The organism is Micromonospora sp. NPDC047557, assembly GCF_043205095.1.
GTDB lineage: Bacteria > Actinomycetota > Actinomycetes > Mycobacteriales > Micromonosporaceae > Micromonospora.
The window spans coordinates 277,101-302,675 of record NZ_JBIDDK010000007.1 but is presented as its reverse complement, the minus strand read 5'-3'; the positions used below and the strand labels follow the sequence as shown (position 1 = coordinate 302,675).

Genomic DNA, 25,575 nt, shown 5'->3' with positions numbered 1-25,575 from the left:
TCCGGACCTGGGATGCTCTGCCGGTGATGTGGAGAGGCTGGGCCTACCAGTTCGAGGAGGTTCCCTGGCAGGAGATCGCGGTTCGGTTCCACGACTTCGCCGAGCAGCATCCTGACTTCGAACACATGGCCGCGATCGTCGACAGCGTCCTTGCCTGCGACGGAGCTTCGCGGCTGGCTGGCCTCACCTCCATGCATGACCTGGTGGTCGCTGCCCGCCCGGTACCAGAGAACCCGCCGGTCGAGGTAGTCATCGTGCGGTCGCCGTCGTCCGGACTGATTGGCCCCGGCGCCGTTCTTATCGAGCACCGGAGCACGTCCGGGCGAGACGACGTGATCGCTCGCCCCAGCGAGGAAGCGATACCGCTGTTCTGGCGATTCATGGTCGAAAAGTTCGGCGTTGCGCCGGTGCGGTGAGACAACGCCTGCCGTCATCGAATGATCCCGACGACCTGGGGCCGGTTGTGCTGGACGACGCCGACCGGAGACAGCACCGCGACTGATGCCGGCGGCATCACCGGTGCCGGCGGCGGGGGTTCGACAGGCTGCGGCTCGTCGTACCAATCGTCCTGCGGCTGATCGGGCTCCGATGCCGGCGGGGTGGCGGGTTCGCTGGATAGGACGACCTTGACCAGGGCGAGGAAGGCCAGCGATGGTACCGCCGCGACGATCCAGCCCCAAACGGATGGTTCGGCTTCGGCGACCTGGGCGGCGAGGGAGAGCAGCGCGAACGCGATCAGGAGCACGCCGACCAGGCCGACGGGTCGACCATCACGGCGGCGGGCGCGGATCTCCAGGCCGAGGTAGATGGCCATCAGCTCGACGGCTACGGCGTTGGCCCAGCCGATCCAGTCGGGCTGGCCGTGGGCGACGGTCAGGTCGTGAACGTGGGTGAAGGCGGCGGCACCGGCCATGATCCCGATGGCGAGCAGGATCAGCACCCGGATGCCCGACTCGGCTCGGTGGCGGATCATTCGAAGTCGCCTTCTGGGATGCGGATGGTCACGGTGATGCGGATGCGCTGCCCGTCGAGGTCACTGCGGCGGCGGACCATGTGCGCCAGGCCGTGTAGGGCGGCGGCGAGTCGGTCCGGGGAGCCGTTCAGGTCGATGTGGAGGGGCTTGAGGCGGTGGGTGCCGAGGAAGAAGCTCTTGAGGGACATCGGTTACCTCCGGGCCGGGGCGACGCGGGTACGGATGTGCTCGGGTGGCTCGCCGAGGGAGGCCACCGCTTCGGAGAGGCAGCGCCACAGCGCCCACGCCTCGTCGGGGGTCAGGTACATGCGGCGCCGGCCGCCACCAACGGCGAGATAGACCGGGTACGGGTCGGGTCGGGCGGGGTCTACGCGGACGGACACCGCCGTGCTGGTGGCGCCATCGGTGCCGGGGGCGCGCAGCCGGTAGAAGGTCGGAGCGGTCACCGCGGCTCACCCCCGTCGGTGTCCCGGTCGAGGATGTTCAGCAGCGAGTCGGGCAGCAGTGGTCCGCGACGCTGCCGGGGCAGGGGCGGTCGGGCCGGTTCGATGGCGGTTTCTCGACCGACCTGAGCGAGGATGTCCGCCGCGTCGGCGGGGGCCGGGTACTCGGCGGCCAGGTCCCGGATGTGGTCGTCGGAGATGTACGAGAAGCGGACCCGGGCCGGCTCCGGGGTGCCGTCGAGGATCACGTAGCCGACGCCCTTGGCCCAGCGGGGCATCTGGTCGGCGAGGGCGCCCCGATTGCGGGCGCCGTCGCCCAACACGAGGTCGACCTGAGCGGCCTCGGTGAGGCCGAGAGCGATGCGGGTCGGGAACAGGTCCCGGAATGGCAGTACCTCCTTGCGGGGGTCCTGCAACGCGGCCACCACCAGGACGCCGACGCCGGCGCCCTGAGACAGCAGCAACCCGAGCGAGCCAGCGATGCGCCTACGCAGGTCGACATCCTGGAGGTACGCGGTCAGTGCCGCCATCTCGTCGATGACGACCACGACCAAGGGGTCAGCCAGGGTCGGAGTGTGGACCCGCACCGCGCCGGCAAGCCGGGTCTGCCGTTCGCGCATCACCGTCACGGCCTCGTCGAGCAGGTCGGCCATGGCCTCGAAGGACTTACAGGCGAACCGGGCGAACAACGGCCGACCCATGGCGAATTCCATGCCGCCCTTGGGATCGATTACCCAGAGCCGGACCAGCCCGGAGGAGATCCCGCCGGCCAGGACGCGGACCAGCGACCACAGCACCGAGCCCTTGCCGGATCGGGTGGCGCCGCCGATGAGGACGTGGGTGGCGAGTAGGTGCAGGCACCAGTGCCGCAGGTCTTCCCGTCGAGCCAGGGGCAGGGCGGTGAAGTCGGGCACCGATGGGACGTCGAAGGGGTCGACCAGGGTGCGCAGCGCATCCGTGCGGACCAACACCAGGTAGACCGCCGACGGCCGGTCCCGGAACCGCAGCCGGTCCACCGCGCCTAGGACCAGCGTCCAGTAGCCGGACCGGATCGGCGGGTCATCGGGGCGCTCGGAGTAGACCCGGGCGTGCCGCCGACCGAAGGCGTACGCGAGGTTCGCCGTTGCCTTCTGGAACTCCTCCGGTGTCTGGCCGCGGACCATGCGGATGGTCAGCACGTCGAGCGCCTGGTCCGAGCGGACCCGCAGCAGCTCCGGCAGAACCGTGCGATGGTCGTACACCTTGGCCAGGCCGCAGAGGGTCATCGCCTCACGCCAGGCCCGCCGGTAGACGAAGAACTGACGGAAGCGGCCGAGGATGGGGCCGGCGCACCAGGTCCACCAGGACGACTCGTGCCGCCACCGCCACAGCGCCGACACCGCGGCGGCCAGGACCACGGGCACGATCACGCCGGACCGGCCGAACTCACGGTAAAGGCTCACCCCGGCCACGACCAGGGCGACGGCGAGCGGGTGGCGAAGACACCACCACAGGCCCCGCCACAGCCACCGCAACACGAGGCCGAACGCGATCAACCAGACCGGCAGTTCCAGCCGACGCGGTCGGATCACCATCAGGTCCCCGGCGGTAGTCATCACGACCTCGCCGCGCGGCCGGCGCATCATCGCGCACCCGCCACTGTGGGCCACCGCAAGACGGCAGGCATACGCTTGGACATGTCACTACCTCTCTCGACAGAGCAGGGGAAAGAGACAGAGGGCGGGGCTGCCGTCCGCCAAGACCTGACAGCCCCGCCCCCACCAGATGCGGCTACCGCGCCGCCTTCGTCGCCACGCCCGCCGGGGCACGCATCCCGGTCGCCCGCAGCGAGTACGCCATCCGGTTGTTATTGGTCACGTACGGCGTGACCGTCATGCCCTCGAACTCCACCGCCTCGAACGGGGCACCCGTCGGCGGCACCGGCTGGTAGTCCGCCGAGATCTTCACCGTCGTCTCCCGGGAGCGCTTGCCAAGCTCCGGGTCGAGATCCATCACCCGGACCTGCCACACCCGCTGGCCGGTCAGCTTGTCCTTGGCCGGGCTACGCCGGCCGGTCTTCTCGTCGTAGTCCTCGACCTCGCCCAGGGACTCGGGCACCAACGCGCACCCCGCCGGGAACACGTCCTCACACCGCACCGCGAACCTCGTGCCGCCTCGCAGAGCCATCGCTCAACCTCCAACTTGTTAACTTGTCTGCCAAGTTGAGATTCAAGGTAGACGGCACTTGGCAGACAAGTCAATAAGCTCGTCGCTCGTGCCATCTGGCTCCACTAGCCGCCGCGTTCCTGCAGTCGTCACCAGGGGCGCCCTCCCGCTCAGCCACCTGTTGGCCGCAGCCACCTTGCGTGGAGAGGGCAATTTTCGTCGGAATCTGACGAAGCATCCCGCGTGCCTGCGCCCGAACATGCGGTAGCGTGCACTCGTGCTGATCAGATTTGAGGCCAGCAACTACCGGTCGATCGCTAAGAGCGTCGAGCTGTCGATGGTGGCTGTTGACCATGGGAGGGAGGCAGCCCGGGAGGCCCCTTACCTTGGGGAGAGCCTCCTGACGTTAGCTGCGATCTACGGACCGAACGCCTCCGGCAAGTCGAACGTCGTCGGTGCGCTCGCCTGGCTGCGCGACGCCGTGGAAGACTCGATGCGGTTCTGGGAAGAAGACATTCCACTAGTGCCCTTTGCGTTCGGCTCAGGACCATCAAAGCCTAGCGAATTTGTCGTCGAAGCCACGGTTGACGGTGTGCGTTTTGAATACATCCTCGAGCTTGACGAGAGTCGAATTCTTTATGAGGGACTCTTTCACTATCCAGAAAAAAAGCGCCGCAGGATCTTTGAGCGCGAAGGATCCGATCTAAAACTTCAGCGCGGGCTGGGAGCATTGTCTGGCACCCGCGAACTACTGACTGAACGAACGCTAGCGCTATCCGCCGCACGGCGATTCGATGAGCCTCTTGTCTCGAGTTTCGCCAGAGACCTCCTGCGCATTCAGGTACTCGGCCATATGAATCGCCGAGGCCGCCCCGGCGGATTCTTCGGCAGGTCGCGAGCGCGATTTTCCTCCAGGGCGGACACTGTCCGTTGGTTCGAAAGTCCAGACGGCAACCAACCCTCACTCTTTTCTCTCGCGGATGAGGAGGGAAAATGGCCAAATCTGAGCAGGCGCGAGCAGGCACTTGCATTGCTACGGCTTGCCGACCTAGGCATTGAAGATGTGGTTATCGATGAACAGGAAGTCGCGTATGCCGGCTCCGGCGAGACTCGGACTCAACGTCGACTACGACTTGTTCACCGGTCCGGCGAAAACTCGGCACCGCTCGACTTCTCGGTCGAATCAGAAGGAACGAAGACGTGGTTCGATCTAATTGGTGCAGTGCTGATAGCGCTGCAATCAGGGTCAATCGTCATCTTCGATGAGCTGGACGCTAGCCTGCATCCGACTCTGTCTGCCGAGTTGCTCCGAGTCTTTCAGAGCGCGGTCACGAATCCGTACGGGGCGCAACTCATCTTCACCTCGCACGACACCAGCCTGCTCAACCATCTGAACCGAGACGAGGTGTGGCTCACCGAGAAGCGACTTGACGGCTCAACCCGGCTCGGCGGGCTTGCCGAATTTGCTGGCGAGCGGGTGCGCAAGTCACAGAACTTGGAAAACGCCTATCTACATGGCCGATTTGGCGCACTTCCCCAAGTCGATCAGACGGAGTTCCTGCGAGCGCTCGGGCTGATCGGCTGACCGACGATGACACCACGCCGCCGCGGGACGAAGCCCCTCAGACGCACGATCGCCCAACGTCCGGAGCTACATACGGTCGTTGTTTTCTGTGAGGGCAAGAACTCCGAGCCCGACTACATCAACGGGCTGAAGAAGTTGCCCGAGATCGCAAACAACACAGCCCTCAATCTTGAAATCCATCCTGAACAAGGCGTACCACTCACCCTTGTGAAGATGGCCGTCGACCGGTTGGCCGACCCAGAGGTGGACGAATGTTGGTGCATCTTCGATGTCGAATGGCCGAAAAATCATCCAAACCTGTTCGACGCTAAGCAGCTCGCCCAGGCCAAGGGGGTCGGGCTGGCCATCTCGAACCCATGCTTCGAACTTTGGCTCATACTGCATCATTGCGAGTTAACCAAGTTCGTCAGCACTGCCGAGGCGGAAAGCATGAGTCGCAAGCTCGACGGCCGCACCGGGAAGAGCATCGACGCCGCCGTCTACATGCCGCTACGAAAGCAGGCAGCTCGCCGAGCCACACAGTTGGAACAGCGCCACACACGTAACAGTACAACCTTCCCTGGCGACAATCCGTCCTCGGGGATGCACCATTTGCTGCGGGCACTTGAACAATGATAGAGGTCTGCCGTGTAGCGATGAATAGAATGAAATCAGGAAAGATCACGGCACGCCAGGTCATAACGAGGCGAAAGGGTTTTCCAGAATGAGCCTGCGGGGTGAGATTCATTCCCTCGATGAGGAACACTCGCGTCCGGCAGGTGTAGCTGACGCGACGATAGAGGCGTTGGGCGAGTTAAGTAAAGCGCTGGAGACAATCCACCGCGTGCGAGGACACCTTTACTCGGCACACCAGCTCGTGGGGGGCGCAGATCTAACCCTTGACCGCGTGGTGAAGCTGCTCCGCGACGCCGGTCACGACGAGATGGCCGATCGGGTCGATCGCGAGCTGTTGGGGCGCAACGTGCTACCCGGCCGGTGGACGTTCCAGATCGTGGAGGAGTTCGACGACGGCTACTACGCCGCGTTCCAGGAGATTGAGCGGGAGGCGCGGGAGAAGCTAGCCGGCGGTCGGCGGCACATCTTCGAGGCAGAGATGAAGGAGCGGCGCCGGACCCACGGGATGCCGGGGCACGAGGCTACGCCGTAGCGCTGCCAGCAAAGCCGTTCGGGATCATCGAGGCTAGGGCGTTGGCTCGGGCCTCGATGATCCTCATTCTCGCCTGGTACTCGGCCGGTTCCCGGTGCGCTGCCTGACTGGTCACCTGGCCGGGCCACTTGCGGTATAGCAAGCCGTACTCCCGCGTGAAGTAGCCCGCAGTGACCGCGTTGGCGGCGAGCAAGAGGCCGGTGTCCTCCGAGGCCGGCAGCGCCATCCAGCCACCCAGGGCAAAGACGAGATCCCGCCGCAGGCACAGCGTTGCCGGGTGCACCGATGCCCGGTAGTCGTTGGCCTTCCAGAACGACAGGACCGAACCGCGGTCGATGACTCCGCCGGCTGGGTCCTTGTCCCATCCGGCGGTCGAACCGTCGGGCAGCAGGTCGAGTACCCGCGAGGTAGTCCAGCTGATCTGCGGGTGCGCGTCGAACGCGGCGATGTCCCGGGCGAGCGCGCCGGGGGTCAACTGGTCGTCGGCGTCCAGCACCTTGATGAGTTCCCCGGAGACTCGGGAAAGAGCGAGGGTACGGGCAACACCAGGCCCACCGGGACGGCCGGTGCCCAGACTGATCCGGGGATCATCCGGCAGCGCGTCGACCAGGGCGCCAGTCTGCCCGTCCTCCTGCACGAGCCATTCCCAGTCCCAGCCGTCGGGCATCTCCTGCTTGGCCAACGACTCGTAGGCGCCAGCCAGGTACTCGATGCTGGGCGCATGGACCGGGGTGATGACCGAGACGAGCTGCGTCAAGTTTTCCACCGCTGGAGTTTGTGGGAGTAGACAAGCTCGGTGCGGTCGCCCGGCATCACCACGTCGGCGACCTCGACGACGCGACCCGTGGTGTCGATCGAGGTCTTGCGCACGGTGAGCACGGAGACCCCCGGGTCGATGTCCAGCAACTCGGCCTCATCGGGCGACGGCGGGCGGGCCCGGATCTCGTCGTCGATCCGGTCCAGCTCGATGCCGAGCGTGTAGAGCTGGTGCTGTGTGCCGCCCGGCCACGGTTCCTTGCCCGCGTCGAGCAGGTCCGGGTTCGCGGCCACCAGATCGTAAGGCAGGTAGGAGTACGACACGGTCAGCGGCGCGTTCTCGTGCCGCGACGACGTCCAGTAGACCCGGCGCAGCAGCGGAGTGCCCGGCTCGACCTGCAAGGCCGCCGCCATCTCCGCATCCGCCTCTACCCGGGAGTACTCGGCGTGGAACTTCAGGTCGTCGACGGTCAGGCCGGTGTCGTGCTCGGTGGCACCGGTCTTCAGCCGCTCGTCCTCGTCGAGCAGGACGCGATCCTTCTCCCACTGGTACCGCTCGGTGTTGCGACGGCGCACCCGCTGGCGGGGGGCCCGCACGTAGGTGCCGCGCCCCTGCTCCGCCCGGACCAGGCCCCATTCCCGAAGCTGCCGAATGGCGTTGCGGACGCTCGTGCGTGACAGGCCCGAGGTGTCGGCCAACTCGGTCTCACTAGGCATCAGAGTGCCGGGGGCAAGTTCCCCACTCACGATCTTCGCCCGCAACTCTTCGGCGAGTTGCAGGTAGCGAGGGCGCCAGTCCCGGCCTTGCACACCGGTCACCGTACCCCCTAGACGTTCCAACGTCTGCCAGGTGGTCCCGCCGGCGGGCCGCTCAGGAACCGGCGGTACGGCTACCGCTGCGCGCGGTGGCCGCGCAGGGTGCAGGCCAGGAGTACGAGGAACGGCTGAGCCCCGACGGGTATTGGCGTTCACCGCGTCTCTCCGGCCCGCTCGCCGCCTTCTGCCGGTGTCAGCATCTCCAGCTGGGCGTACACCAGCTCGTCGATGAGCCGGTCCACCTGCGCGGGCGACAGAAGTACGGTCTGCGTCGCGCCGTATCGGGTCGCGTCGAGCTTCACGGCCAGGTCCCGGCGGGCGAACCGGTCGACGATCAGTTGGACGGTGACCCAGCCGGTCCGCTCCCGTCCGATGGTGGAGAGCAGCCCGCGGTGCATCGGGTCGTTCGGTCCACAGCCTCGACACCAGACCGGGCACACGAACTGCGCGATCGTCGACGGCGACGGACGCCCCGGGGTAGCGCCACCCTCACTCATCGCCAGCCCTCTGCTGCCCGGCCGCCTCCGTCAGGGATCCGCGAAGTTGCTCGACCAGTCGGGCTGCCTGCGGCAAGGACAACTCTGCCCAGGCGTTCCCGGCTCTGCACGTCACGTGAACACCGACCATGGGACTGCCCAGTGCGTCACTGATGAGGTACGTGACGACAAGTCCGCCCGACCGGCTGTCGCCAGCCCGCTGCATGGGGCCGCGATGACGGCGAGCCATGTGCGTCATCACCGGCGGCACCAGGTAGCCGCAGCGATCCGGGGCGCACCAGTCCGGATGGCTCGTGACGGCAGCCGGCTTGTTCGTACGACTCATCGCGGCCACCGTCCGCCGTTGCCACTGAAGAGCTGGGCTCGCGTCATCAAGGGCGCATACCGGAGCACAGGCAAACTACGGGTGGCGCCCGTCGACCAACGAGGCAAGGAGGTTGTAGAAGCCGCGCGAGGACTCGACCGACCGTTGCTGCTGGCACTTTGGGCAGATGGGCGTCTCCGAGACCACCAGGACGAGAGCCAATGGTGTCGACGATGGGAGCCGGACATCGCACCTCCACAGGTAGGCGGGGACCGGTGGCCAGCCACGGGGGAATGCGGCCGGCCACCGGCCCGGATGAAGGCACGGCGCACCGTCCGACGCCGGACGGACGGGTCGGGTATCGCCGAGCCAACTTGTACGCGCGGCTACCGCAACCGGTCCGACAGGACGCCGCGCATCAGGTGCGACCAGGGCCAGCGCGAGACCACCCCGGACACGAGCCGTCACCCGACCGCACACAAGGAAACGTATCTACAAGTGGACGAGTTGTCTAGACGTCGAAACAGGTCACTTGGTTGGCACTTGGTAAGACAAGTGCCAGGTACGGTGAGCACGTGCCCACCCCGCACTACGGACAGCCCCGCTACCGCGTCATCGCCGAAGAGTTGAGAGAACGCATCGAGAGCGGTGCCATCCCGCCCGGAGCCCTCTTGCCGGCCGAGAGCGCGCTCACCGCCGAATTCCGCGCAGCGCGCGGCACGGTTCGTCAGGCAATAGCCGCGTTACGCGAGGCAGGCTTGGTCGCCACCGACCACGGCCGCGGCACATACGCGACCATCCGCCAGCACGAGCGCGGGCTAGACAAGGGTTCCGAGACGGAGACGCAACAGCGCCAAGTCCCCGCCGACGCGGAGCTTGCAGCCCTTTTCGCTGTCGAGTTGGGCGCGGTCCTGGTGGAACAACAGAGCGTCATTCGAACAAGCGGAGCCGTCGGAACAGTCGTCAGAACCTACCGACTGTTTCAAACAGAGTGATTGAGCAGTTCGCACCTTCGATACGTCCCCAAGGCGGCCCTGAGCGGGCCGCACGCGCCGCTGCCTGGGCGCGCCCCGGCCGCTGCCGCTGTCGCTCCGCGGCCGTCACGCCTGACGCCCGTCGGATGGCGCGGAGAGCGGGAAGCCCAGAGGGCCGCCGCAGAAACGACAGACCGCTGATGCGTGAGGTGGTGGCCGGCAGCCGGCCGGGCTGCGTGGGCAGGAACCCGCGCGGCGTAGGGGAGCGTATGCCGGGCGCGTCGGCGATATGGCGGCCCGTGGGGGTTGCGGTCAATGCGCCTCCGGCGGGGGCGCTCCGGCTCCAGGATGGCCGAAGACCGTCGGCAGCTACCAGGTCCGTGGGTGGTTGCGGTAGGCCATCCCGCCTGCCACCGACCGGGGCAAGCCGAGCAGACCACCGCCCGGCGCGCCAGCGTTCGAACCAGCCGTCAAGGTCCGCATGGCGCGCCGGACGGCGGCCCGCTCCCCGATGGGCGGGTCGATGGCGAACGGGATGGCTGGGACCTTGAGGCGTGGCCTCCGGCCGCCCTGTTTCCGTTAGGGTCTAGTGTTCCCAGCCCTATATGTCCTCGTCCTCGACAGCGACGGTGACCCCCGGCAGGGACTCGGCCTTCGCCAGCAGTTGGTGGGTGTCGCCGCTCCATGCGGTCACGGTGATGTCTAATCCGACCATCTGAATGTCAACGCTCATCCTCGCGGGATCGATGAGGGATGCCAGCTCTCGGATGAGGCCCCAGACTCCCTCACGTTTGCTGTCGTCGGTAATCGAGGACAGCGGCAGCCGAACTTTGGTCACCTCGTAGGTGGCCTCTCCGCTCGGACCGCCTCCGGGCCCGGGCTGGGAGGGAATGGGCGTGGCCTGGGGGGGCGCCTGCCCCGAGCCACCTGTCGGGGTGCCCGGTCCGGCGGGGTTGGTGTCCGGCGCGCCGCCCGAGCCAGGCGATGGCGTGGGCACCGGCGCCTGCTCGGGTACCGGCGCGGGACGGGGTCGCAGCAGTTGCTGCATCGATGCCGGTTGGATCTGTCCTGGGCCAGCGGGACGGATCTCGTTTCCGTCGCTGTCGGCCAGCATCCATTCGCTACTCGTTGCGAGGTGAAACAGCGCCTGACGTAGGTTTTCAACGGTGGCGATCATCGGCCACGTGGGGTTGCTGTAGGGCAGCGCGAACAGTTCCTTTGGCGTGAGGTCTCGCCCGAAGCTGCCGGTGGTGATGAGCTGGCCGACGTATTCGGGAGCGAGGGCACCAGCTGTGACTGCTCTGCTGGCGGCGACGAGCTCGTTCCACACGTCCTGCCCAGCCAGGGCTGTCTTGCCGTCGGGCACTGCCTTGTACTGGACAGCGAGACCGTTGGTGGCGCGCAGCAGGTACGCGTAGTGCTGGTAGGCCCACTTGATGTCGTTGTCGAGTTTGCTGCGGACGTCGTCACGGCGTGAGCACGCCTCGAGGTACTCCTCGTCAGCGGTGTCGAGTTGGCCGACGACGATCTCCCAGGCGAGGAGGTCTTTGGCGCGGTCTCGGGCCCGGCCGCGTCGTTGGGTGTTGACCAGCGCGACGACCATTGAGGCAGCGTAGGTTGTGGTGAGCCCGGGAGTGACGCCGAAGGCGACGTCGAGATCGGCGCGAGTGGCTGTGTCCTTGCCGTTGAGCAGGGTCCACCGGCGAGGGTCGAGCACGACCAGCCGGTTCTCCTGCCCGTCAACTCCGGCGAAGCAGGCGGCCGCAGCGGTGCTACCACCGACGGGTGGCTCGACGAAGTGCGGGCCGCTGAAGGGACCCTTGCTTGCCAGCTGCTGGGCCCGTTTCCATACCCGGTTCAGAGCGAGGTCGTTGCTGACCATCGTCATGGCGTTGGCGTGGTACATGTTCAGCGTCTGCTTGATCGACAGATAGAAGCGCTCGGCACCCTTGCCGTTCGCGGTTCTGGTGCGCTCCAACGCGCCGAGGCCACCTTGGACCGGGCCGGCGACGAGGGCGTTGAAGACCTCCTCGGCCGCGGCGTAGGGTACGGCCGGACCGGCGAGTGCGGCGATCAGCTCGGGCTTGGTGGCGCCTCGCGCGGCCTGGGCGCGGGGCACGAGGCTGTAGGCGAAACATGCGGTGGCCATCCGCAGCGCCGGCGCTGGTTGGCCTGCAGCCACGCCGTTGGCTGCCAAGGTGGCGTCGAGGTTGAAGGCATTCCCGCCTCCGCCGCCGGAGCGGACGACGTCGGTGTTGGCCACGGCCCGGTAACCCTGGATGGCGCGGTCGTTGCCGGCCAGCACGCCAGAAGACAGCAGCGCCTCAAGCGCGTCGGTGTGCAGCGGGATGTCGCCGGGGCCGACGAGGTCCGGCGCCCACAGGCCTGCCTCGTGCTGGGTCACGCAATGCAGCACCGTCCGGGCGAAGATCGCGACGGTGGAGCGGACCCGCTGAAAGGCCTGCACCTTCGACCACTCCTTGGAGACCAGTTCGAACAGGTCAGGGTGGAACGGGTAGGTCTCGACAATCCGGTCGGCGAGCCGGGCCAGGGTGCGGCCGGATCCGAGCTTGCGGTACACCTCCGTGGCCCATGCGTCGTCGACGGCGGTGACGTAGGCGTCGGCGACGGTGCGGGCGGCGGTGTCGACGTCAGCGCGGGCGAACAGGCGGCGGCGGATGATCTGGGCAAAGTCATTCGGGTCGGTGACGGTGACCGTCTCGCCGTTGCGCTGCAGGCGGGCGGCGAGGTACTCGCGCATCTCCTCCGCGGCTGGGTGGTAGCCGGCTTGGTCCTCATCGCTGCGGATCATCACTACGACCAGGGCCACCTGCGGCTGGTCGTCCACGGCGTCGGTAAGGGCATTGAGGAACGCCTGCTCCCCGGGCAGACCGCCGATCGCGGTCTGGTCGGTGAGCGCCATCGCATAGTCCATGAGCTCGTCGATGACCACGAGCACCGGACGCGCGACCTCGGCAAAGGCAGCCTGCAGGGTCGTCTTGTTCGCGCCGAGGTCGATGTAGTGCTTCCAGCGGCCCATGCGGTCGGAGTGGCCGTCGAACAGCAGCCACAGGAACCGGCCGAACAAGTCTGTGGCCGGGCCGAATCGCGGGTCGGTCTTGCCCGGGGACATGGAGTCGCCGATCAGCACAACCGGGACGACCTCGCTCAAGTCGAGGGCGTGCCCGCCTGCGGTCGCCTCGGTGGCGACGGCTCGGCCGAGATCGGAGGCGAAGAACGCATCAGGATTGTTGATCATGTGCCAGATGCCGACGAGGGCGTGGCTCTTGCCGCCGCCCATCCCTTGGTCGAGGTGGAAGCAAGCCTGCGCTTCCACGGCCTGTACGCCAAGCCGACGGGCGACGCGGCCAAGGAACCCGACCAACAGCGGGGTGGGCTGGGTGATATCGGTGTAGTACGCGCACTTGGCGTAGAGCACAGGCACCGTCTGGTAGACAGCCTTGGCCAGGCTCATCTGCAACTCGCCGACGGAGCCATCGGTGAGGCGGACCTCCTCGCGCAGCGTCAGGACATCGGCCCAATGGATGCCGTAGGCGGATGCGGTCACAGGGTCTCCTCGAACAGGCTGGACTGGACGGCCGCAGCGGCGGCGGTTCGCGTGGCAGCGTTGGCCTGGACGGATCCGCGGTTGCGCTTGACGGCCGCCAACGCGACGGCGACCGGATCGGATGCGGGCAGCTTGGTGGTGAGCCAGTCGACGAGCGCCCACAAATGGGCGTCAGTCGGAGGCCGCTCCGCGGCGGCGAGGCAGGCGGCGACTGCTTCGGTGCCGGCGGACCAGGAAGCGGCCATGCCACGAACGACCTCGTAGACGCTGGAGGCCGGAGTGAGCCGACTGGGGGCGTCGTGGCGAAGCCGAAAGCCGGCCTTGGTTTCGGTGAGGACCGGGCCGCGGAGGTCCTCCAAGCGGAGGCCGTCGGACTGTGCAAAGAACCTGGCCTCACCCTTGGGGACATCTAAGCGACCGTGAACCTCGTGCCAGAAGATCGCCAAGCGAGAATGCGGGTCGAATGTCTCCAGGGGCAGCTCATCCAACCGCAGGGCGACAGCATCACGGACAGCGCGCCGCGCGAGCGCCATGTAATGCTCCAGCAACACGCTGCTGCCGTCAGGTGTAATGACCTTGCTGTAGTTGCCGACAACCTGCAGGGCGGCGCCGTAGGAGGCCATGAGTTGGTCCTCGAGCGCGAGGCCGTCGGTGTCCCAGCCCCGGCAGCGGCTCTTCACTTCAGCAATCACGTCTGCGTCGACCTGTGCTGCGATGCCGACCGGCCGGTTCGCGGGGGCCAAGCGTGCCCCGATGGAGACGGTCACGGAGATGGTGGCCACCCCTGTAACCGCCGTCTCGGTGCGGGATGGCCATGAGGACGTCACAACGAAGCCGGCATCGGTAAGCGCGGCTAACAACCGCTTCCACGCCTCCGGGTCGGAGTGCCCGAAGATCACTGTCAAGTGCCCGTCGGCCTTAAGAACGCGGCGGGCCTCGCCAAACGCCCGTGCCAGCATCATCTCGTAGAATTCCTCGGTGCGGTGATCACCGTGACCCTTTGCCCCGCGGCCCTTGACGATGATCTCTTCAGCCTTCTCCTGCAGCCCGTCGTTGCCGTCGACGCTGCCGTCGAACAGGTCCGGCATGGCGGAGCGGAGCGCGCGCTTGAACCAGACGTGAAATAGGTCTGAAGAGTCCGCGTAGGCGATCATCTGGTAGTACGGGGGGTCGCAGACGAGCACGTCGATGGTGCCGTCACGGAACGGCAGGGCGACGGCCGACTCTCGTCGGAAACGCCCCGGTCGACCCCCGGTGTGGTTCTCGTCCAGGACCTTCTTTAGTGCGTTGACGAGGCTGGCCGACACGGAGGACCAGGTGCCAGGCCCGCTCCCGGGACCAGCCTCGACGTAGTCGAAGTTGAACTTGATGACGGACTGGGACGAGAAGACATCACCGATTTGCACCCAGGTTGAATCGCGGTTGGCATTGCCACCGAACGGTGCCAGGTTAGCGCCCCTTGTGGAGCGACGAAGCTGCCGGGGAACGTTGGCGGCGGCGTAGGCTGCCAGAGCTCGTGCATACTCATCGCTGACTGTCCCGCTGAGCTCCCGGTACAGGTCGTCGATGACTCGGGTGGTGGTGGCGAAGAGCACAGCCTGTCGCGAGTTCATCAGCGCGCCATACGTCAGGAAGCCATACTGACGGGCGTCAACACCGGCGGTCTTTGGTATCGGCTCAGTCGGGCATGCAGACAGTCCCGAGATTGTCGGGAGAGCCGCTGGATCGGCCTTGGCCGCTGCGTCGATCTCGTCCTGCCGTGGCGTGCGAAAGATCTTCTGCTTGGTGTCCGGGTCGGTTTCGGCAACTGCGAGCATCGCATCGGCGTACTGTCCGGCGAAACCCATGGCCTTCACCACGTCCAGACTGTGGGTGTGCCCGCAGGTGGGAAACGGGCAACGAGCGGACTTGCCACGCCTGCCCGCGGGGGCGGCGTACGTGGCTGAGCCGTCGCGGGGTTCGCCGTCGTGGATGACGATGCGCCATTGGTCGCCGTCTGTGGCGATGTAGAACGACTGGCCCAGGTCGTCCTGCCGCTTGTTGGGGAACCGGAGCCGCGTCGCGCCGACCAGGGGGAACGGGCGGCTGCAACTGTCGCAGGGGATGGTGACCGCCCACAGGTAAGCCCATGGGACCTTCCCGCCCTGGGCAGCGTTGCCCGGATACAGGTAAGCGACCTCGGCCCCCACGCGCCGGCCCACTTCGAATAGCACGGTGCGGACATCGGCAAGCAGCCGCGGCTCCCCTGCCAGCCCCTCCAGACCCAGCTGGACATTTTTCGGCGCCCCCCTGCGCTTACCCGGTCGCGAGGCCGAAATAGGGATATTCTGGTCATCCTCGTCCCCGAAGTCGCCGGGCGGGGCGAACGGCAACGGCGGCTCGGCTGACCAGTCCCGCAGCGGATAGTCGGCGAGCAGCCGGCCGGCCAGGGTGGCGACGGGGGAAAGATCTGTGCCGATGGAAGAGGCGCCGGTGCGGGCGGCCTCGAGGGGGATGATGCCGCGGCCGGAGAACATGTCGAGCACGACCGGGGGCTTGGGGCCGTACTGCTCGGCGATTCGGGTTCGCAGTCGCGTCATCGCGGCCTCGTCGCCGGTTAAGACTGCGGACTTGATGTCGGCTCGGTTCTTGGGGGTGTCGAGCAGCAGGGAGCACAGGACGGCGGCGCGGGCCTGGGCGATGGGTCGGGAGGCGAACCACGTGAACAGCGCCTTCTCGCTGCGGCCGGAGCCGGCGGGAGTGCCGACCGCAGCATCTACTTCCGGACATGGAAACCAGGTGTCGATCAGGCGTGTAGTCACGTCGGGCCCGGTGCTCGCCGAGTCAGCGTTCCCACCTAGCGCGGCGGTGGTGGCGTCGAGCTGGGTGGTCATGCCTGGGCTCCGATCAGCCGGTTGAGTTCGGACAGGGGGATCTGGAAGCGCTCGATGCGGCGGGGACCGCCGAGAACGGTGGCGGGGTCCTGCTGGCGCAGCTGGACGACCGGCGCGGTTGCGCAGGAGCCCACGACGTACAGCCAGTACTCCTTACCGCGCTGCTGGGCCTGCGCCCACTCGTTCTGCTCCAGCCACACCGCCCGCAGCGGACCCTGAACGCCCTTGACCTCGACCAGGCGCTGCTCGCGAGTGGTCCGGTGCCGGGCGTACAGGTCGTAGCCAAGGCCAGCGGTCTGCCGGTCGTCGACGTCGTATCCGAGCTTCTCCAACTCGGTAACGACGGTTGCGATAGCGAGCTTCTCCGCATCCGGGTCATAGCCAAGTTGGTCGGCACGGGCGGCGCCGGTGACGGCCACCCAGCCGACAAGCCTTACGGCGCTGGCGGTGACCTGCGCGATGTCATCAAGGACGGCTAGGCGTTGCGCCTTGGCCGTCGTGAACTCGCTGAGGAGCTCGGCGCGCTCGGCGACGGGTCGCTCGGCGATGGATTCTTCGAACCGGTACTGAGTGGCGTCCAACTGGACCTTGGCGGCCTTGATCCACGCCCGCCGCTCGGCGGTCAGGGCGCTGACCTGGGAGCGCAGCTCAGCCTTCGCTGCCTCCGTCGCGTCGTGCCGAGTGGCGGGTGGCAACGAGGTCGGCCCGGCCGCGACCGGGTCGCCCGCGCCGGGGGCGCGCAGGGTCATCAGGGACTCCCACGCCACGGGCAGCGCATGCCCGGCGGAGCAGCGGATCAGCAGCGGGGCCTTGCGGGTGCCGCGCCCGTCGCCGTCGTGCAACTGGATGTCGGCGTCGAACAGCGCCAGCACGTACGAGGTGAGGGAGGCGCTGTCGACCAGGGCGGCGCCGCGAACGAGATCCTCTTCCCCGACGGAAAGGGCGTGGGCGACGAGTTGCTGAAACGCGTCCTCGGTGGGGCCGAGAACGATGACGTCGTCCAGCTCGGTGGCGCCGTCGTTGATAGCCTGGCGGACCGAGGCGCCGTCGGCGGCGACATAGCCCTGGCCCTTGCCGCCGAGTGCCTCCGGGAGGCCGCATCCAACCCCCGCGCTCAGGAAGCGTATCCCCTTGGCTGGCCCCGGACCGACGGCCCAGCCGCCGCTGCGCGCGAGCTGGTCGACCATCGCGTCGACGATGACGGGGTTGATCGCCTCGAGCCGGTCCGCGGCGAACCGCTCGAGGGCCTCAGTGACGTTCGCCGGGGTGCTCAGGGAGCGCTCGTCGGCGACGAGGGCACGGGCGGTCTCGATGAGGGCAGAGGGCTCGGGGATAGTGACGTGCCGGCCAGCTTGGGCATCGACCATAGCCTTGCCCCAGTCGAAGCCGGCCCGGGAGGCTGTGGCGTCGAGCAGGTCGTACAACTTGCCCTCCAACGACTCGGCGGCGCTCTCGAGGTTATTCAGCATGACCTCCTGGACGCGGCCCTCCCGGGTATGCGGAGCGACTAGGTGGTAGACGTGGACGGGGTTGCGTTGGCCGACCCGATGCAGGCGGCCCATGCGCTGCTCCAACCGCACCATCGACCAGGGCAGGTCCCAGTCGATCATCACGTTCGCCGACTGCAGGTCGATGCCCTCACCACCGGCGTCAGTTGACACCAGCACCTGGAACGCCCCGGCGAGGAACCGCTCCTGGAGGGAGTCGCGGCTGCGGTGGTCGACGGCGCCTTCAAGAATGTCCGTGCTGAATCCGGCGTTATCGAAGCGAGTCCGGAGCCAGCGGGCGGTGTCGGCGAACTCGGTGAACACCAGCAACTGGCCGTGCCCGGGGCGGATGCCGTGCTGGTCAAGGAGCTTCAGTAGCGCCTTCCATTTTGCCGGGGTGCCGGCTTCTTCAGCCTGGCGGAGAGTTTCCAGCATTGTTGAGATGCGGGCGAGCTCGGCACCCTTGTCCCGGGTGCGGCCCGCAACGAGGGCGTTCTCCGCCCGGGCCCACGCCTCGTCGTCATCGGCGGCCGCGCCGAGGCCGTCGGCGGTGAGCAGGTCGTCCGGCACGACGACCGTACCGCGTTCGTGCGCAGCACCCTTCAGGGCGGCCTCGCGGCGGCTGATGGTCTCCGCGGCGGCGTGCAGGCCGGAGGCGGCACGCTTGCCGTAGATGGACCGGGCGAGGGTGGCGTTGTCGGCGTAGAAGGCGTCGACGTAGTCCATGACGGCGTCGTACGCGGCGGCCTCGTGGGGGTTCAGCTGGATGGAGACGGTCTCGGAGAACCGGGGCGGGAAGAGATTGTCGCCGTCGTGGTCGACGAGGTGTTCCTTCATCCGCCGCAAGAACGACAGCTTGCTGGGCACCAGTGCGGTCTCGTAATCCGTCTGGCGCGGGTCCCATGGGTACAGCGTCGGGTCCAGCAGGTTCATCAGTCCGCGAAAGTAGCGCTCCTTGCCCCGGTGCGGGGTGGCGGTGAGCAGCAGCAGGTGGTGGGCGCGCGCGGCCACTCCTCGAGCGGCGGTGAGGTACTGGCTGGTGGGGGTCAGCCGGTGCGCCTCGTCGAAGATCGCAAGGGACCAAGAGGCGCGGTGGCCGGCAACCTTGCGACGAACATCGGGGTTGTGGGTGAACAGATCGACCGAGACGACCCATGTGTCGTAGCGAGGGTCGAGGTCGACTGGGTCGGCGGCGATCTCGTTGGTGATGCGCCGGGCCTCCACGCCAAAGAGACGACGCAGATCCCGCTCCCACTTGGTGACCAAGTGCGCGGGGACGATGATCACGGACCGGCCCTGAATCAGGCCTTGCCGGCGCCCTTCGGTGAGGTACATCCCTGCCATGATCGTCTTACCGGTGCCGGGCTCGTCACCGAGGAGGAACCGCAGCCGGGGCTGGTTGAGCATGTGGCCGTGGACGGCGTCGTCCTGATGGGCGTACGGACGCAGCGGACGAGTCGCCAGTACTGCTGAACGGATGCGGGGTACGGCGTGCTGCATCCACCGCCCCCACAGCCCGGTAAGAGCCCGCTCGGGGTCACCACCGCGATCGTTGACCGGCACCAGCCCGGCAACCAACTGCTGCTCAGAAAGCAGGATCCGGCGAGGTTGGCCGTCGGCATCGAGGACGAGGAGTTCGATCGCACCGTCACCTGCCCAGTCCGCATCTCTGACAGTCACCAGGCCGCCGTCGATGCGCACCTGCCGCCCCTTTGCCGGCAGCTCGATCGTCATGTCGTCCCCATGCAGTCGTAGCGGCGCACCCTGCGCCCCGGCCGGCTACCCGAGGAGCTGGCCACGGGTTCTGGTGGGTGCATTCTTGCACCTGGCTAGGACGACGTTCGTTTAGCGCTACTGCCGTCCCTAACCGCGCGCCAATCCCACCAGACGGTCATAGGACAACCAGTAAAAGCTAGATCAACACCTCGAGCCGTGTGGTGGCCAGCACCAGGTCACTCCTGCCGCACTAGTACCGGTGAGCGGTCCGGGTCGGCAAGCGCGGGTCGCCTTGGCCGGTTGGCTTCGTCCAGGCCGTCACCAGGGGTCGCACCCGCGACGTGCGGTCCGGTCGGGCCAGTTGACCTTAATGAGTTGCACACCCACCGCGGGTGCAAGGTTACGAGGCGCGCGCCTTGGCGAGCTCCGGTTCCGCATTCCACGACCGGTACAACTTGAACTTCCCCTCGTTGAGGCTGAGCACCTCGTTCCAGTCGTCGCGGGCCGCCTCGGCTCCGATCTCCTGGATGCACAACCTGATGATCGACTCAAGAGACGTGCGCTCGCAAGGGAAGTGGATTCGCGGCCACGTAGGCGGGATATGGAAGTGGGGCGCCTCGTACGTGCTCCTGCCCAATGGGTGCCAGTGATACGACACGAGGGTGCGGTCGTCGGCGTCTCGCAGGGCGTAGTCGTAGGCGCGGGTGCGGACCTTGTACGGACCCAAATCTGGATCTTCCGTCCGGATAACGTCGTATTGCAGACCGATGTCTAGTTGAAGCCCGTGATCAGTAATCAGGATGGGGCCACCAGCAAGGGTGACCGCCTTTATCTCACCGGTTGCATTCCGACCGCCGGGGCTGACGATCAAGACGTCACTGACAGACAAGCAGGAGACATCCTGCTGCAGCGGCGTCATGAAGGCGTCCAGCGCAGCGGCCGGCGACCTACCGGGCAAAGGGGATGAGGATCGCGACGGCGTTGACCTTGGGATCCTCGGCATCCATGTACTCGCCGCGGTCCCAGCGGGCCAGGAACTCGGCCCCCGAAATACCGAGCAGCTTCTTTGCGCGGCGGTCGAAGAGTTCCCGACCCTCCTCCGGGGTCGCTTCTCGCACGTCGCTGTGGTCCGTTCGTGCGGTCGTCGTCGGCATCGGGAACTCCCTCGCTCGTCGGCCACTCTAGCGTAACGCCCAACCTAAGGTGCTCGCTTCGTTACCCAGCGTGTCGAAAGGTTGAGACCTAATTTTAGGCCCTCGATTACCCGGGGACGTATCCGCCAAACGGGCTGTGGCGCTGCCAACGGACACGTCGCTTCCCCGACTGACCAACTGAGGACCGTCATCCACTGGATGGCCGACCGACAGTGCGAGAGCCGCAGCAGGATCCAGGGCCAGCGCCGCCCTCTCGCAGGCCGACAGACGGACGTCGGATGACCTGCGCAGAGCTTGTAAGCGAGATGTCTCGCCCCACCTATTGGCCCTCACACTGCTGCCGATTTCCTCTGTTTTGGATCAAGGCGCCGCGCTCCGCGCGGCGCGGGCGGTGAGCCGGCCGGCGGCAAGCCGCCCCGCCGCCTCCGGCGCCGGGGCGGAGAGCCACCGACTGCCGCCGGACTGCCGCCCCAAACTCCACTGATTCAGACGCAGCACGACCACGGCCAGGCGGCACGGAAGCCGGCAGGTCGACCTGACCGAGGGCAAGGGCTTCCGACTGCCGCGCCAGTCCAACCCCGGGACTGGCTTGCCCCCGGCCTACCTCCGCAGCCAGGCGAGCTTCACGGCAGCCTCAACAGGTCGCTCCAGGCGTGTTCGCACCGGGCCGGCCCCGAAGCACGATCGTTCGCAGCCCCAAATTAGCCCTGAGATGCAAGATCGACCTGCCCACCATCTGCCCACAACCAGTCGTCAACGGCTGGACCCAGCCGGACTCGGCCGGACAAATGATAGCGGCCCCCGATCAGCATCTCTGCTGGTCAGGGGCCGTGTCTGCACCTGGTGGCGGGTAGAGGATTCGAACCTCTGTAGCTTTCGCGACGGATTTACAGTCCGCTCCCATTGGCCGCTCGGGCAACCCGCCAGGGCACCCCACCGCGTCGTAACGCGGCGGCGGAAGCAAGGATAGCGGCTCGCCCCGGGACCGACGCAACCGGGTACGGTCAGGGGGTCGTGCCGCTGGTCGGCGGCCGACGGCACGCCCAGACCGCCGGACAGCAGGAGCAGAAGCATGCCAGCGAACCCGTCATTCGACATCGTGAGCAAGGTCGACCGCCAGGAGGTCGACAACGCCCTTCGCCAGGCGGAGAAGGAGCTCGCGACGCGGTTCGACTTCCGCGGCACGGGCGCGGAGATCTCCTGGTCGGGCGAGGAGGCGATCGGCCTCCAGGCGGAGACCGAGGAGCGCGTCCTCGCCGCGCTGGACGTGTTCAAGGAGAAGTTGGTCAAGCGGAACATCTCGCTGAAGTCGCTGGACGCCGGCGAGGCGCGCCCGTCCGGCAAGGTGTTCAAGATCGACTGCAAGATCATCCAGGGTATCGAGACAGACAAGGCCAAGGCGATCAGCAAGAAGATCCGCGACGAGGGCCCCAAGGGCGTCCAGGCGCAGATCCAGGGTGACCAGCTGCGCGTCACCGGCAAGAAGCGGGACGACCTCCAGGCGGTCATCTCGCTGCTCAAGGGCGAGGACTTCGGCGTCGCCCTCCAGTTCACCAACTACCGCTAGCGGCACGAGCAGCCGGGCCGGCACCCGCAGGCGTGGGAGTGCCGGCGCCACGGTTGCCGAGCGGTTCACCCCACGCTGTACCAGTGCGTGGTCTCGCCCGGGATGGGCGTCAGCCGCACCTGTGTGCCGCCCGGGTCGTCGAACATCCGTACTCCGTCTCCGAGCAGCACCGGAGCGAAGAAGATCAGGATCTCGTCGAGCAGCCCGGCCCGGACGCACTGCCGGGCGATGTCGGCGCCGAGGACGTTCACGTACTTGTCGCCGGCAGCCTCCTTGGCCTGCTCGACGGCGCTGTGCAGGTCGCCGACGAACGTGATGCCGTCCGAGGGCTCGGCCGGCGGCCGGTGGGTCAGCACGAACACCGGTCCGTGGTAGCGGCCGCCGAACGCGCCTTCCTTCTCGGTCCCTCGGTTGGGGTCGTCGCCGCCGAAGGTGCGGTTGCCGGCCAGGATCGCGCCGACGTTGGCCAGGACGCGGTCCGCGGTCGGGTTGTCGATCGTGAGGTGTTCGGTCAGCCAGGACATGTCCCCGCCGGGGCCTGCGATGTAGCCGTCGAGCGACGCGGTCGCTGAGTAGAGCAGCTTCGCCATGGTTCCCCCCTCGTCGATGCCCATTCTGGTGGACGCCGGACGGCCACAGAAGTCATCGGGGGGCATGTCCACTGAGATCGACTCGGGTTTCTGGATATCGGGGCGTCCTCGTCAACGGGACACCGCGAATTGCAGGAACCCGAGTCGATCAAGGCGCGGGGCCGGAGCGGACCGAGCCGGCCGGTGAGGGGTCAGACGGGGATGGGCTCTTCGGCGCGTACCGCCGAGGCTTCTGCGCGGGCGATGGGCCCGGCGGGCAGCGCGGCGACCGCGGCCCCGACGGCCACCGCCACCCCGGCGAAGACGAAGGCCCACGGCACTCCCCCGGCGTGATCCACGATCAGGCCGGCCACCGCGCCGCCGGCGGCGCTCGCCGCCACGGCAACCGTGACGACCCAGGTGTACGCCTCGTTCAGCATGCCGGCCGGGGCGATCCGACCGACCAGGGTGTTCTCCAGGGTCAACGCCGGCGCGATGGTGGCCCCACCGACGACCAGCGCCACGCCCAGCGCCAGTGGCGTGGGCATCACCGCGAACACCACGAAGGTGCCGGCCAGCGCGGCGAGCAGCAGGGCGAACTGGCGGGTCATGTTCGGCGCCGGCCGGCGCACGCCGAACCAGAAGCCGCCGATCGCGCTGCCGACTCCCCAGACCGCCAGCAGCAGCCCGGCCAGCCTCTCCGGATCGTCGGTGGTGGCGTTGCCGGCGTACGCCGGAACGATCACACCGGCGGCGCCGAACGCGATGCCCAGCCCGGCCACGCAGACCAGCAGGGCTGGAAAACCGCCGACGCGCAGCGGGCCGAGCCCACGAGCGTGGTGGTCGCGCGGGTGCGGACGCCACCCCCGCATCACCCGACCGAGGGCGACGGCCGTGGTGCCCACCAGGGTGACGACCGCTGCCCCGATCAGCGCGGCGGCCGCGTCGGCGACCAGCACGAAGCCGGCCACGAGCAGCGGGCCGAGCACGAACACGATCTCGAACAGCGAGGTCTCCGCGGCCAGGGCGGTGTTGCGCAGGGCGTACCGGCCGGAGGCGGGGCTGGTCAGGTCGTTCCAGGCGCCACGGATGGCGGCGGTGAGCGGCGGATACGTCGCACCGGCGACGCCGGCCGTCAGGTAGATGGCGGCGAGGGCGTCGTCGCCCGAGCGGCTGGCCAGCAGCAGTCCGGTGAGCGCCAGCGGGTGGGCCACGGCGGTGACGAGCAGCACCGGGCTCGGGCCGACCCGGTCGGCGATCCGCCCGGCCACCGGGCTGAGCGCGGCGCCGGCGACGGCGTAGATGCCGCCGGCAACGGCGGCCAGCGCGTACCGGCCGGTCACCTGCTCGACCACCAGCAGCAGCGCCAGCGGCGTCATGCCGATCCCGAGCCGCCCGATGATGCCGGTGACCAGCAGGATCGGCGCACCCGGAATCCGCCAGACACCCAGGTACTGACGCAGTGCGGCCACGGGATACACCTCCGCCGGGACAGGTAACGGGTAGAAGCCCTGTCGACCCTAACTGCCGAGGTCAGGCCGTGGATGGTCGATCCGCTCACAGCAGCGCGGTGGCCGTGACTGACCGAGCAGTCACAAAGGGGGTAGGTTGCTGATCGAATTAGGTCCATACGTCGGCACCGCATGACAGGGCAGGAGGTCCGATGAGCGGGACTACCGTGGCGGCGTCGAAGCAGTTCCACGGCGACCTGGACATCTTCGACCGGTACGGCGCCAGCATTCCCTTCCTGGACGCCGACGCGCGCGCCGCCGACACCGTCGAACTGGAAGCGGACCAGCTCACCTGATGCCCGACACCGACGAACAGCTCGCGCCGGTCCCCGGCTACCGGGCACTGTTCCGACATCCGGTCGCCTCCCGCCTGGTCATCGCCCGGGGCATCTCCGAGCTGGGCGACTTCGTGGGCCTGGCGGCCCTACTGCTGCTCGCGTACGACCAGACGGACTCCGTCCTCGGCCCGGCGGCGGTCTACGCCGCGCGTACCCTGCCGGCCCTGCTGGTCGCCACCGTCTTCAGCGGCTGGCTGGACGTGCCGGCTCGCCGCACCCTCCTGGTCTGGCTGTCGGTGGCCGGTGCCGCGCTGATCGCCGTGCCCGCGGCGGTCCCCGCGCCGGTCCCGGCGATCGTGGCGGCCGGCCTGCTCGGGGCGGTACGTGCCGCGTACGCGAGCGCCAACGTGGCCGTCGTCGCCGAGGCGGTGGACGCCCCGCTGCGGCTGCCGCTGTTCGGCCTCAGCGCCTTCGCCAACCAGGCGGGTCAGGTGGTCGGCCTGCTCGCGGGGGCGAGCCTGACCGTGGCGCTCGGCGCCCGGGTGGCGCTCCTGATCGACCTCGTCTCGTTCCTGGTCGCCGCCGTCGTCCTGGCCGGGCTGCCGGAACGACCTCACCGCGTGCGCGGACGTCGTCCACCGGCGACCGCGGGCATCCGCATCATCGCCGGTCATCCCGTGCTGCGGGGGGTCGCCCTGCTCACGCTGGCCACGGTGCTGTCCGGGGCGCTGCCGGAGACCCTCGCCCCAGATCTCGCCCGTGGGGCCTGGCGTCCCGCCCTGCTGGCGGCCTCGGCGCTGGGAGGGGCGGTCTTCGTCCTGGCGGTGAGCCGGTCCCGCTGGCTGGGTCGGCTGGCTGGTCAGGTGGCCGTCGCGGTCGCGCTGGCCGGCGCGCTGGTGCTGACCGGCGTCCTGGTCGCCATCGACGCGCCGCTGTGGGCGCTGACGGCGGGCAACGCGTTGATCGGGGCGGGTGGTGGCTGGTTGATCGGCGCGCAGGCCACGTTCGCCCGGTTGGCCCCCGCGGAACGGATGGGGCAGGTCGAGGCGACGATCGTGGCGGCCAACATCGTCACCTCGGGAGTCGGCATCTTCCTGCTGGGTGGCGTGGCCGCCGCGTTCTCGCCCGCCGCGTCGTACCTGACGGCGGGCGTCGTCCTGCTCGCCGTCGTGCTGCTGATCCGACCGGACCGGCTGCCCGCACCGGAGTGAC

At 67.9% G+C, this 25,575-nt stretch carries 23 protein-coding genes and 1 tRNA gene; 8 read left to right on the top strand and 16 right to left on the bottom strand.

The window, feature by feature from the left end:
• Positions 1-23: 23 nt before the first annotated feature.
• Entirely contained in the window at positions 24-416 is a 393-nt protein-coding gene (locus tag ACGGAQ_RS19345) for a hypothetical protein (protein ID WP_393051083.1), read from the top strand.
• Between the two features lie 14 nt (positions 417-430).
• Here the strand turns inward: ACGGAQ_RS19345 and ACGGAQ_RS19340 are convergent, their stop codons facing one another.
• From ACGGAQ_RS19340 to ACGGAQ_RS19320, 5 genes are all read right to left on the bottom strand, one after another.
• Positions 431-973, bottom strand: coding sequence for a DUF2637 domain-containing protein (locus tag ACGGAQ_RS19340; protein ID WP_393051080.1), 543 nt, complete (start codon positions 971-973; stop codon positions 431-433).
• Positions 970-1,161 carry a hypothetical protein gene (locus tag ACGGAQ_RS19335; protein WP_355135435.1) on the bottom strand — a complete coding sequence of 64 codons (192 nt, stop codon included), beginning with the start codon at positions 1,159-1,161 and terminating at the stop codon, positions 970-972. The genes ACGGAQ_RS19340 and ACGGAQ_RS19335 overlap by 4 nt, the downstream gene beginning before the upstream one ends.
• Positions 1,162-1,164: 3 nt before the next feature.
• Positions 1,165-1,419, bottom strand: coding sequence for a hypothetical protein (locus tag ACGGAQ_RS19330; RefSeq protein ID WP_355067674.1), 255 nt, complete (start codon positions 1,417-1,419; stop codon positions 1,165-1,167).
• Positions 1,416-3,011 carry an FtsK/SpoIIIE domain-containing protein gene (locus ACGGAQ_RS19325; RefSeq protein WP_393051076.1) on the bottom strand — a complete coding sequence of 532 codons (1,596 nt, stop codon included), beginning with the start codon at positions 3,009-3,011 and terminating at the stop codon, positions 1,416-1,418. Before ACGGAQ_RS19325 ends, ACGGAQ_RS19330 begins: the two co-directional genes overlap by 4 nt.
• Before the next feature lie 175 nt (positions 3,012-3,186).
• On the bottom strand, positions 3,187-3,582 hold the full coding sequence (locus tag ACGGAQ_RS19320) for a transcriptional regulator (protein WP_393051074.1): 396 nt from the start codon (positions 3,580-3,582) through the stop codon (positions 3,187-3,189).
• Positions 3,583-3,838: 256 nt separating this feature from the next.
• Here ACGGAQ_RS19320 and ACGGAQ_RS19315 point away from each other — a divergent pair, with 256 nt between their 5' ends.
• The 3 genes from ACGGAQ_RS19315 (at position 3,839) to ACGGAQ_RS19305 (ending at position 6,293) form a co-directional block, all read left to right on the top strand.
• Positions 3,839-5,146, top strand: a complete 1,308-nt coding sequence (locus tag ACGGAQ_RS19315) for an ATP/GTP-binding protein (RefSeq protein ID WP_393051071.1) — start codon at positions 3,839-3,841, stop codon at positions 5,144-5,146.
• Positions 5,147-5,152: 6 nt separating this feature from the next.
• Positions 5,153-5,761 (top strand): RloB family protein, encoded by a 609-nt coding sequence (locus ACGGAQ_RS19310; RefSeq protein WP_393051066.1) that lies wholly within the window; start codon positions 5,153-5,155, stop codon positions 5,759-5,761.
• Between the two features lie 88 nt (positions 5,762-5,849).
• The gene (locus ACGGAQ_RS19305) at positions 5,850-6,293 is read left to right on the top strand and encodes a hypothetical protein (protein ID WP_393051064.1); all 444 of its coding nucleotides are present in this window, start codon (positions 5,850-5,852) and stop codon (positions 6,291-6,293) included.
• Here the strand turns inward: ACGGAQ_RS19305 and ACGGAQ_RS19300 are convergent.
• The 3 genes from ACGGAQ_RS19300 to ACGGAQ_RS19290 all read right to left on the bottom strand — a co-directional run bounded on the left by ACGGAQ_RS19300 (position 6,283) and on the right by ACGGAQ_RS19290 (position 8,263).
• Entirely contained in the window at positions 6,283-7,059 is a 777-nt protein-coding gene (locus ACGGAQ_RS19300; RefSeq protein WP_393051061.1) for a glycosyltransferase family 2 protein, read from the bottom strand. The genes ACGGAQ_RS19305 and ACGGAQ_RS19300 overlap by 11 nt on opposite strands.
• Complete coding sequence (locus tag ACGGAQ_RS19295) at positions 7,047-7,868, bottom strand: GntR family transcriptional regulator (protein WP_393051058.1); 822 nt, start codon at positions 7,866-7,868, stop codon at positions 7,047-7,049. Before ACGGAQ_RS19295 ends, ACGGAQ_RS19300 begins: the two co-directional genes overlap by 13 nt.
• 149 nt (positions 7,869-8,017) lie before the next feature.
• Positions 8,018-8,263 (bottom strand): precorrin-4 C11-methyltransferase, encoded by a 246-nt coding sequence (locus ACGGAQ_RS19290; RefSeq protein WP_204942131.1) that lies wholly within the window; start codon positions 8,261-8,263, stop codon positions 8,018-8,020.
• Between the two features lie 978 nt (positions 8,264-9,241).
• On the opposite strand from ACGGAQ_RS19290, the gene ACGGAQ_RS19285 reads away from it, so the two are divergent.
• Positions 9,242-9,661, top strand: a complete 420-nt coding sequence (locus ACGGAQ_RS19285) for a GntR family transcriptional regulator (protein WP_393051055.1) — start codon at positions 9,242-9,244, stop codon at positions 9,659-9,661.
• 580 nt (positions 9,662-10,241) lie between these two features.
• Here the strand turns inward: ACGGAQ_RS19285 and ACGGAQ_RS19280 are convergent.
• The 6 genes from ACGGAQ_RS19280 to ACGGAQ_RS19255 all read right to left on the bottom strand — a co-directional run bounded on the left by ACGGAQ_RS19280 (position 10,242) and on the right by ACGGAQ_RS19255 (position 21,363).
• A complete protein-coding gene (locus tag ACGGAQ_RS19280; protein WP_393051052.1) occupies positions 10,242-13,208 on the bottom strand; it encodes a DUF499 domain-containing protein in 2,967 nt (988 codons plus the stop codon).
• Positions 13,205-16,081: a hypothetical protein gene (locus tag ACGGAQ_RS19275; protein ID WP_393051049.1), complete on the bottom strand. Its 2,877-nt coding sequence runs from the start codon at positions 16,079-16,081 to the stop codon at positions 13,205-13,207. Before ACGGAQ_RS19275 ends, ACGGAQ_RS19280 begins: the two co-directional genes overlap by 4 nt.
• Positions 16,078-19,302, bottom strand: coding sequence for a helicase-related protein (locus ACGGAQ_RS19270; protein WP_393051046.1), 3,225 nt, complete (start codon positions 19,300-19,302; stop codon positions 16,078-16,080). Before ACGGAQ_RS19270 ends, ACGGAQ_RS19275 begins: the two co-directional genes overlap by 4 nt.
• Positions 19,303-19,684: 382 nt before the next feature.
• A complete protein-coding gene (locus ACGGAQ_RS19265) occupies positions 19,685-20,203 on the bottom strand; it encodes a hypothetical protein (RefSeq protein WP_393051043.1) in 519 nt (172 codons plus the stop codon).
• A gap of 28 nt (positions 20,204-20,231) precedes the next feature.
• Positions 20,232-20,438, bottom strand: coding sequence for a hypothetical protein (locus ACGGAQ_RS19260; protein WP_393051040.1), 207 nt, complete (start codon positions 20,436-20,438; stop codon positions 20,232-20,234).
• Between the two features lie 841 nt (positions 20,439-21,279).
• Positions 21,280-21,363: transfer RNA gene (locus ACGGAQ_RS19255), tRNA-Tyr, on the bottom strand.
• A gap of 147 nt (positions 21,364-21,510) precedes the next feature.
• Between ACGGAQ_RS19255 and ACGGAQ_RS19250 the strand changes: the two genes are divergently transcribed.
• Positions 21,511-22,005: a YajQ family cyclic di-GMP-binding protein gene (locus ACGGAQ_RS19250; protein ID WP_393051037.1), complete on the top strand. Its 495-nt coding sequence runs from the start codon at positions 21,511-21,513 to the stop codon at positions 22,003-22,005.
• A 65-nt stretch (positions 22,006-22,070) separates the two neighbouring features.
• Here ACGGAQ_RS19250 and ACGGAQ_RS19245 read toward each other — a convergent pair whose 3' ends face one another.
• Together ACGGAQ_RS19245 and ACGGAQ_RS19240 are read right to left on the bottom strand one after the other, a co-directional pair.
• Positions 22,071-22,595, bottom strand: coding sequence for a dihydrofolate reductase family protein (locus ACGGAQ_RS19245; RefSeq protein WP_393051034.1), 525 nt, complete (start codon positions 22,593-22,595; stop codon positions 22,071-22,073).
• Between the two features lie 191 nt (positions 22,596-22,786).
• Entirely contained in the window at positions 22,787-24,046 is a 1,260-nt protein-coding gene (locus tag ACGGAQ_RS19240) for an MFS transporter (RefSeq protein WP_393051031.1), read from the bottom strand.
• A 191-nt stretch (positions 24,047-24,237) separates the two neighbouring features.
• Here ACGGAQ_RS19240 and ACGGAQ_RS19235 point away from each other — a divergent pair, with 191 nt between their 5' ends.
• Together ACGGAQ_RS19235 and ACGGAQ_RS19230 are read left to right on the top strand one after the other, a co-directional pair.
• Positions 24,238-24,381 (top strand): hypothetical protein, encoded by a 144-nt coding sequence (locus ACGGAQ_RS19235; RefSeq protein WP_393051028.1) that lies wholly within the window; start codon positions 24,238-24,240, stop codon positions 24,379-24,381.
• Positions 24,381-25,574 (top strand): MFS transporter, encoded by a 1,194-nt coding sequence (locus ACGGAQ_RS19230; protein WP_393051025.1) that lies wholly within the window; start codon positions 24,381-24,383, stop codon positions 25,572-25,574. Before ACGGAQ_RS19235 ends, ACGGAQ_RS19230 begins: the two co-directional genes overlap by 1 nt.
• Position 25,575 lies beyond the last annotated feature (1 nt).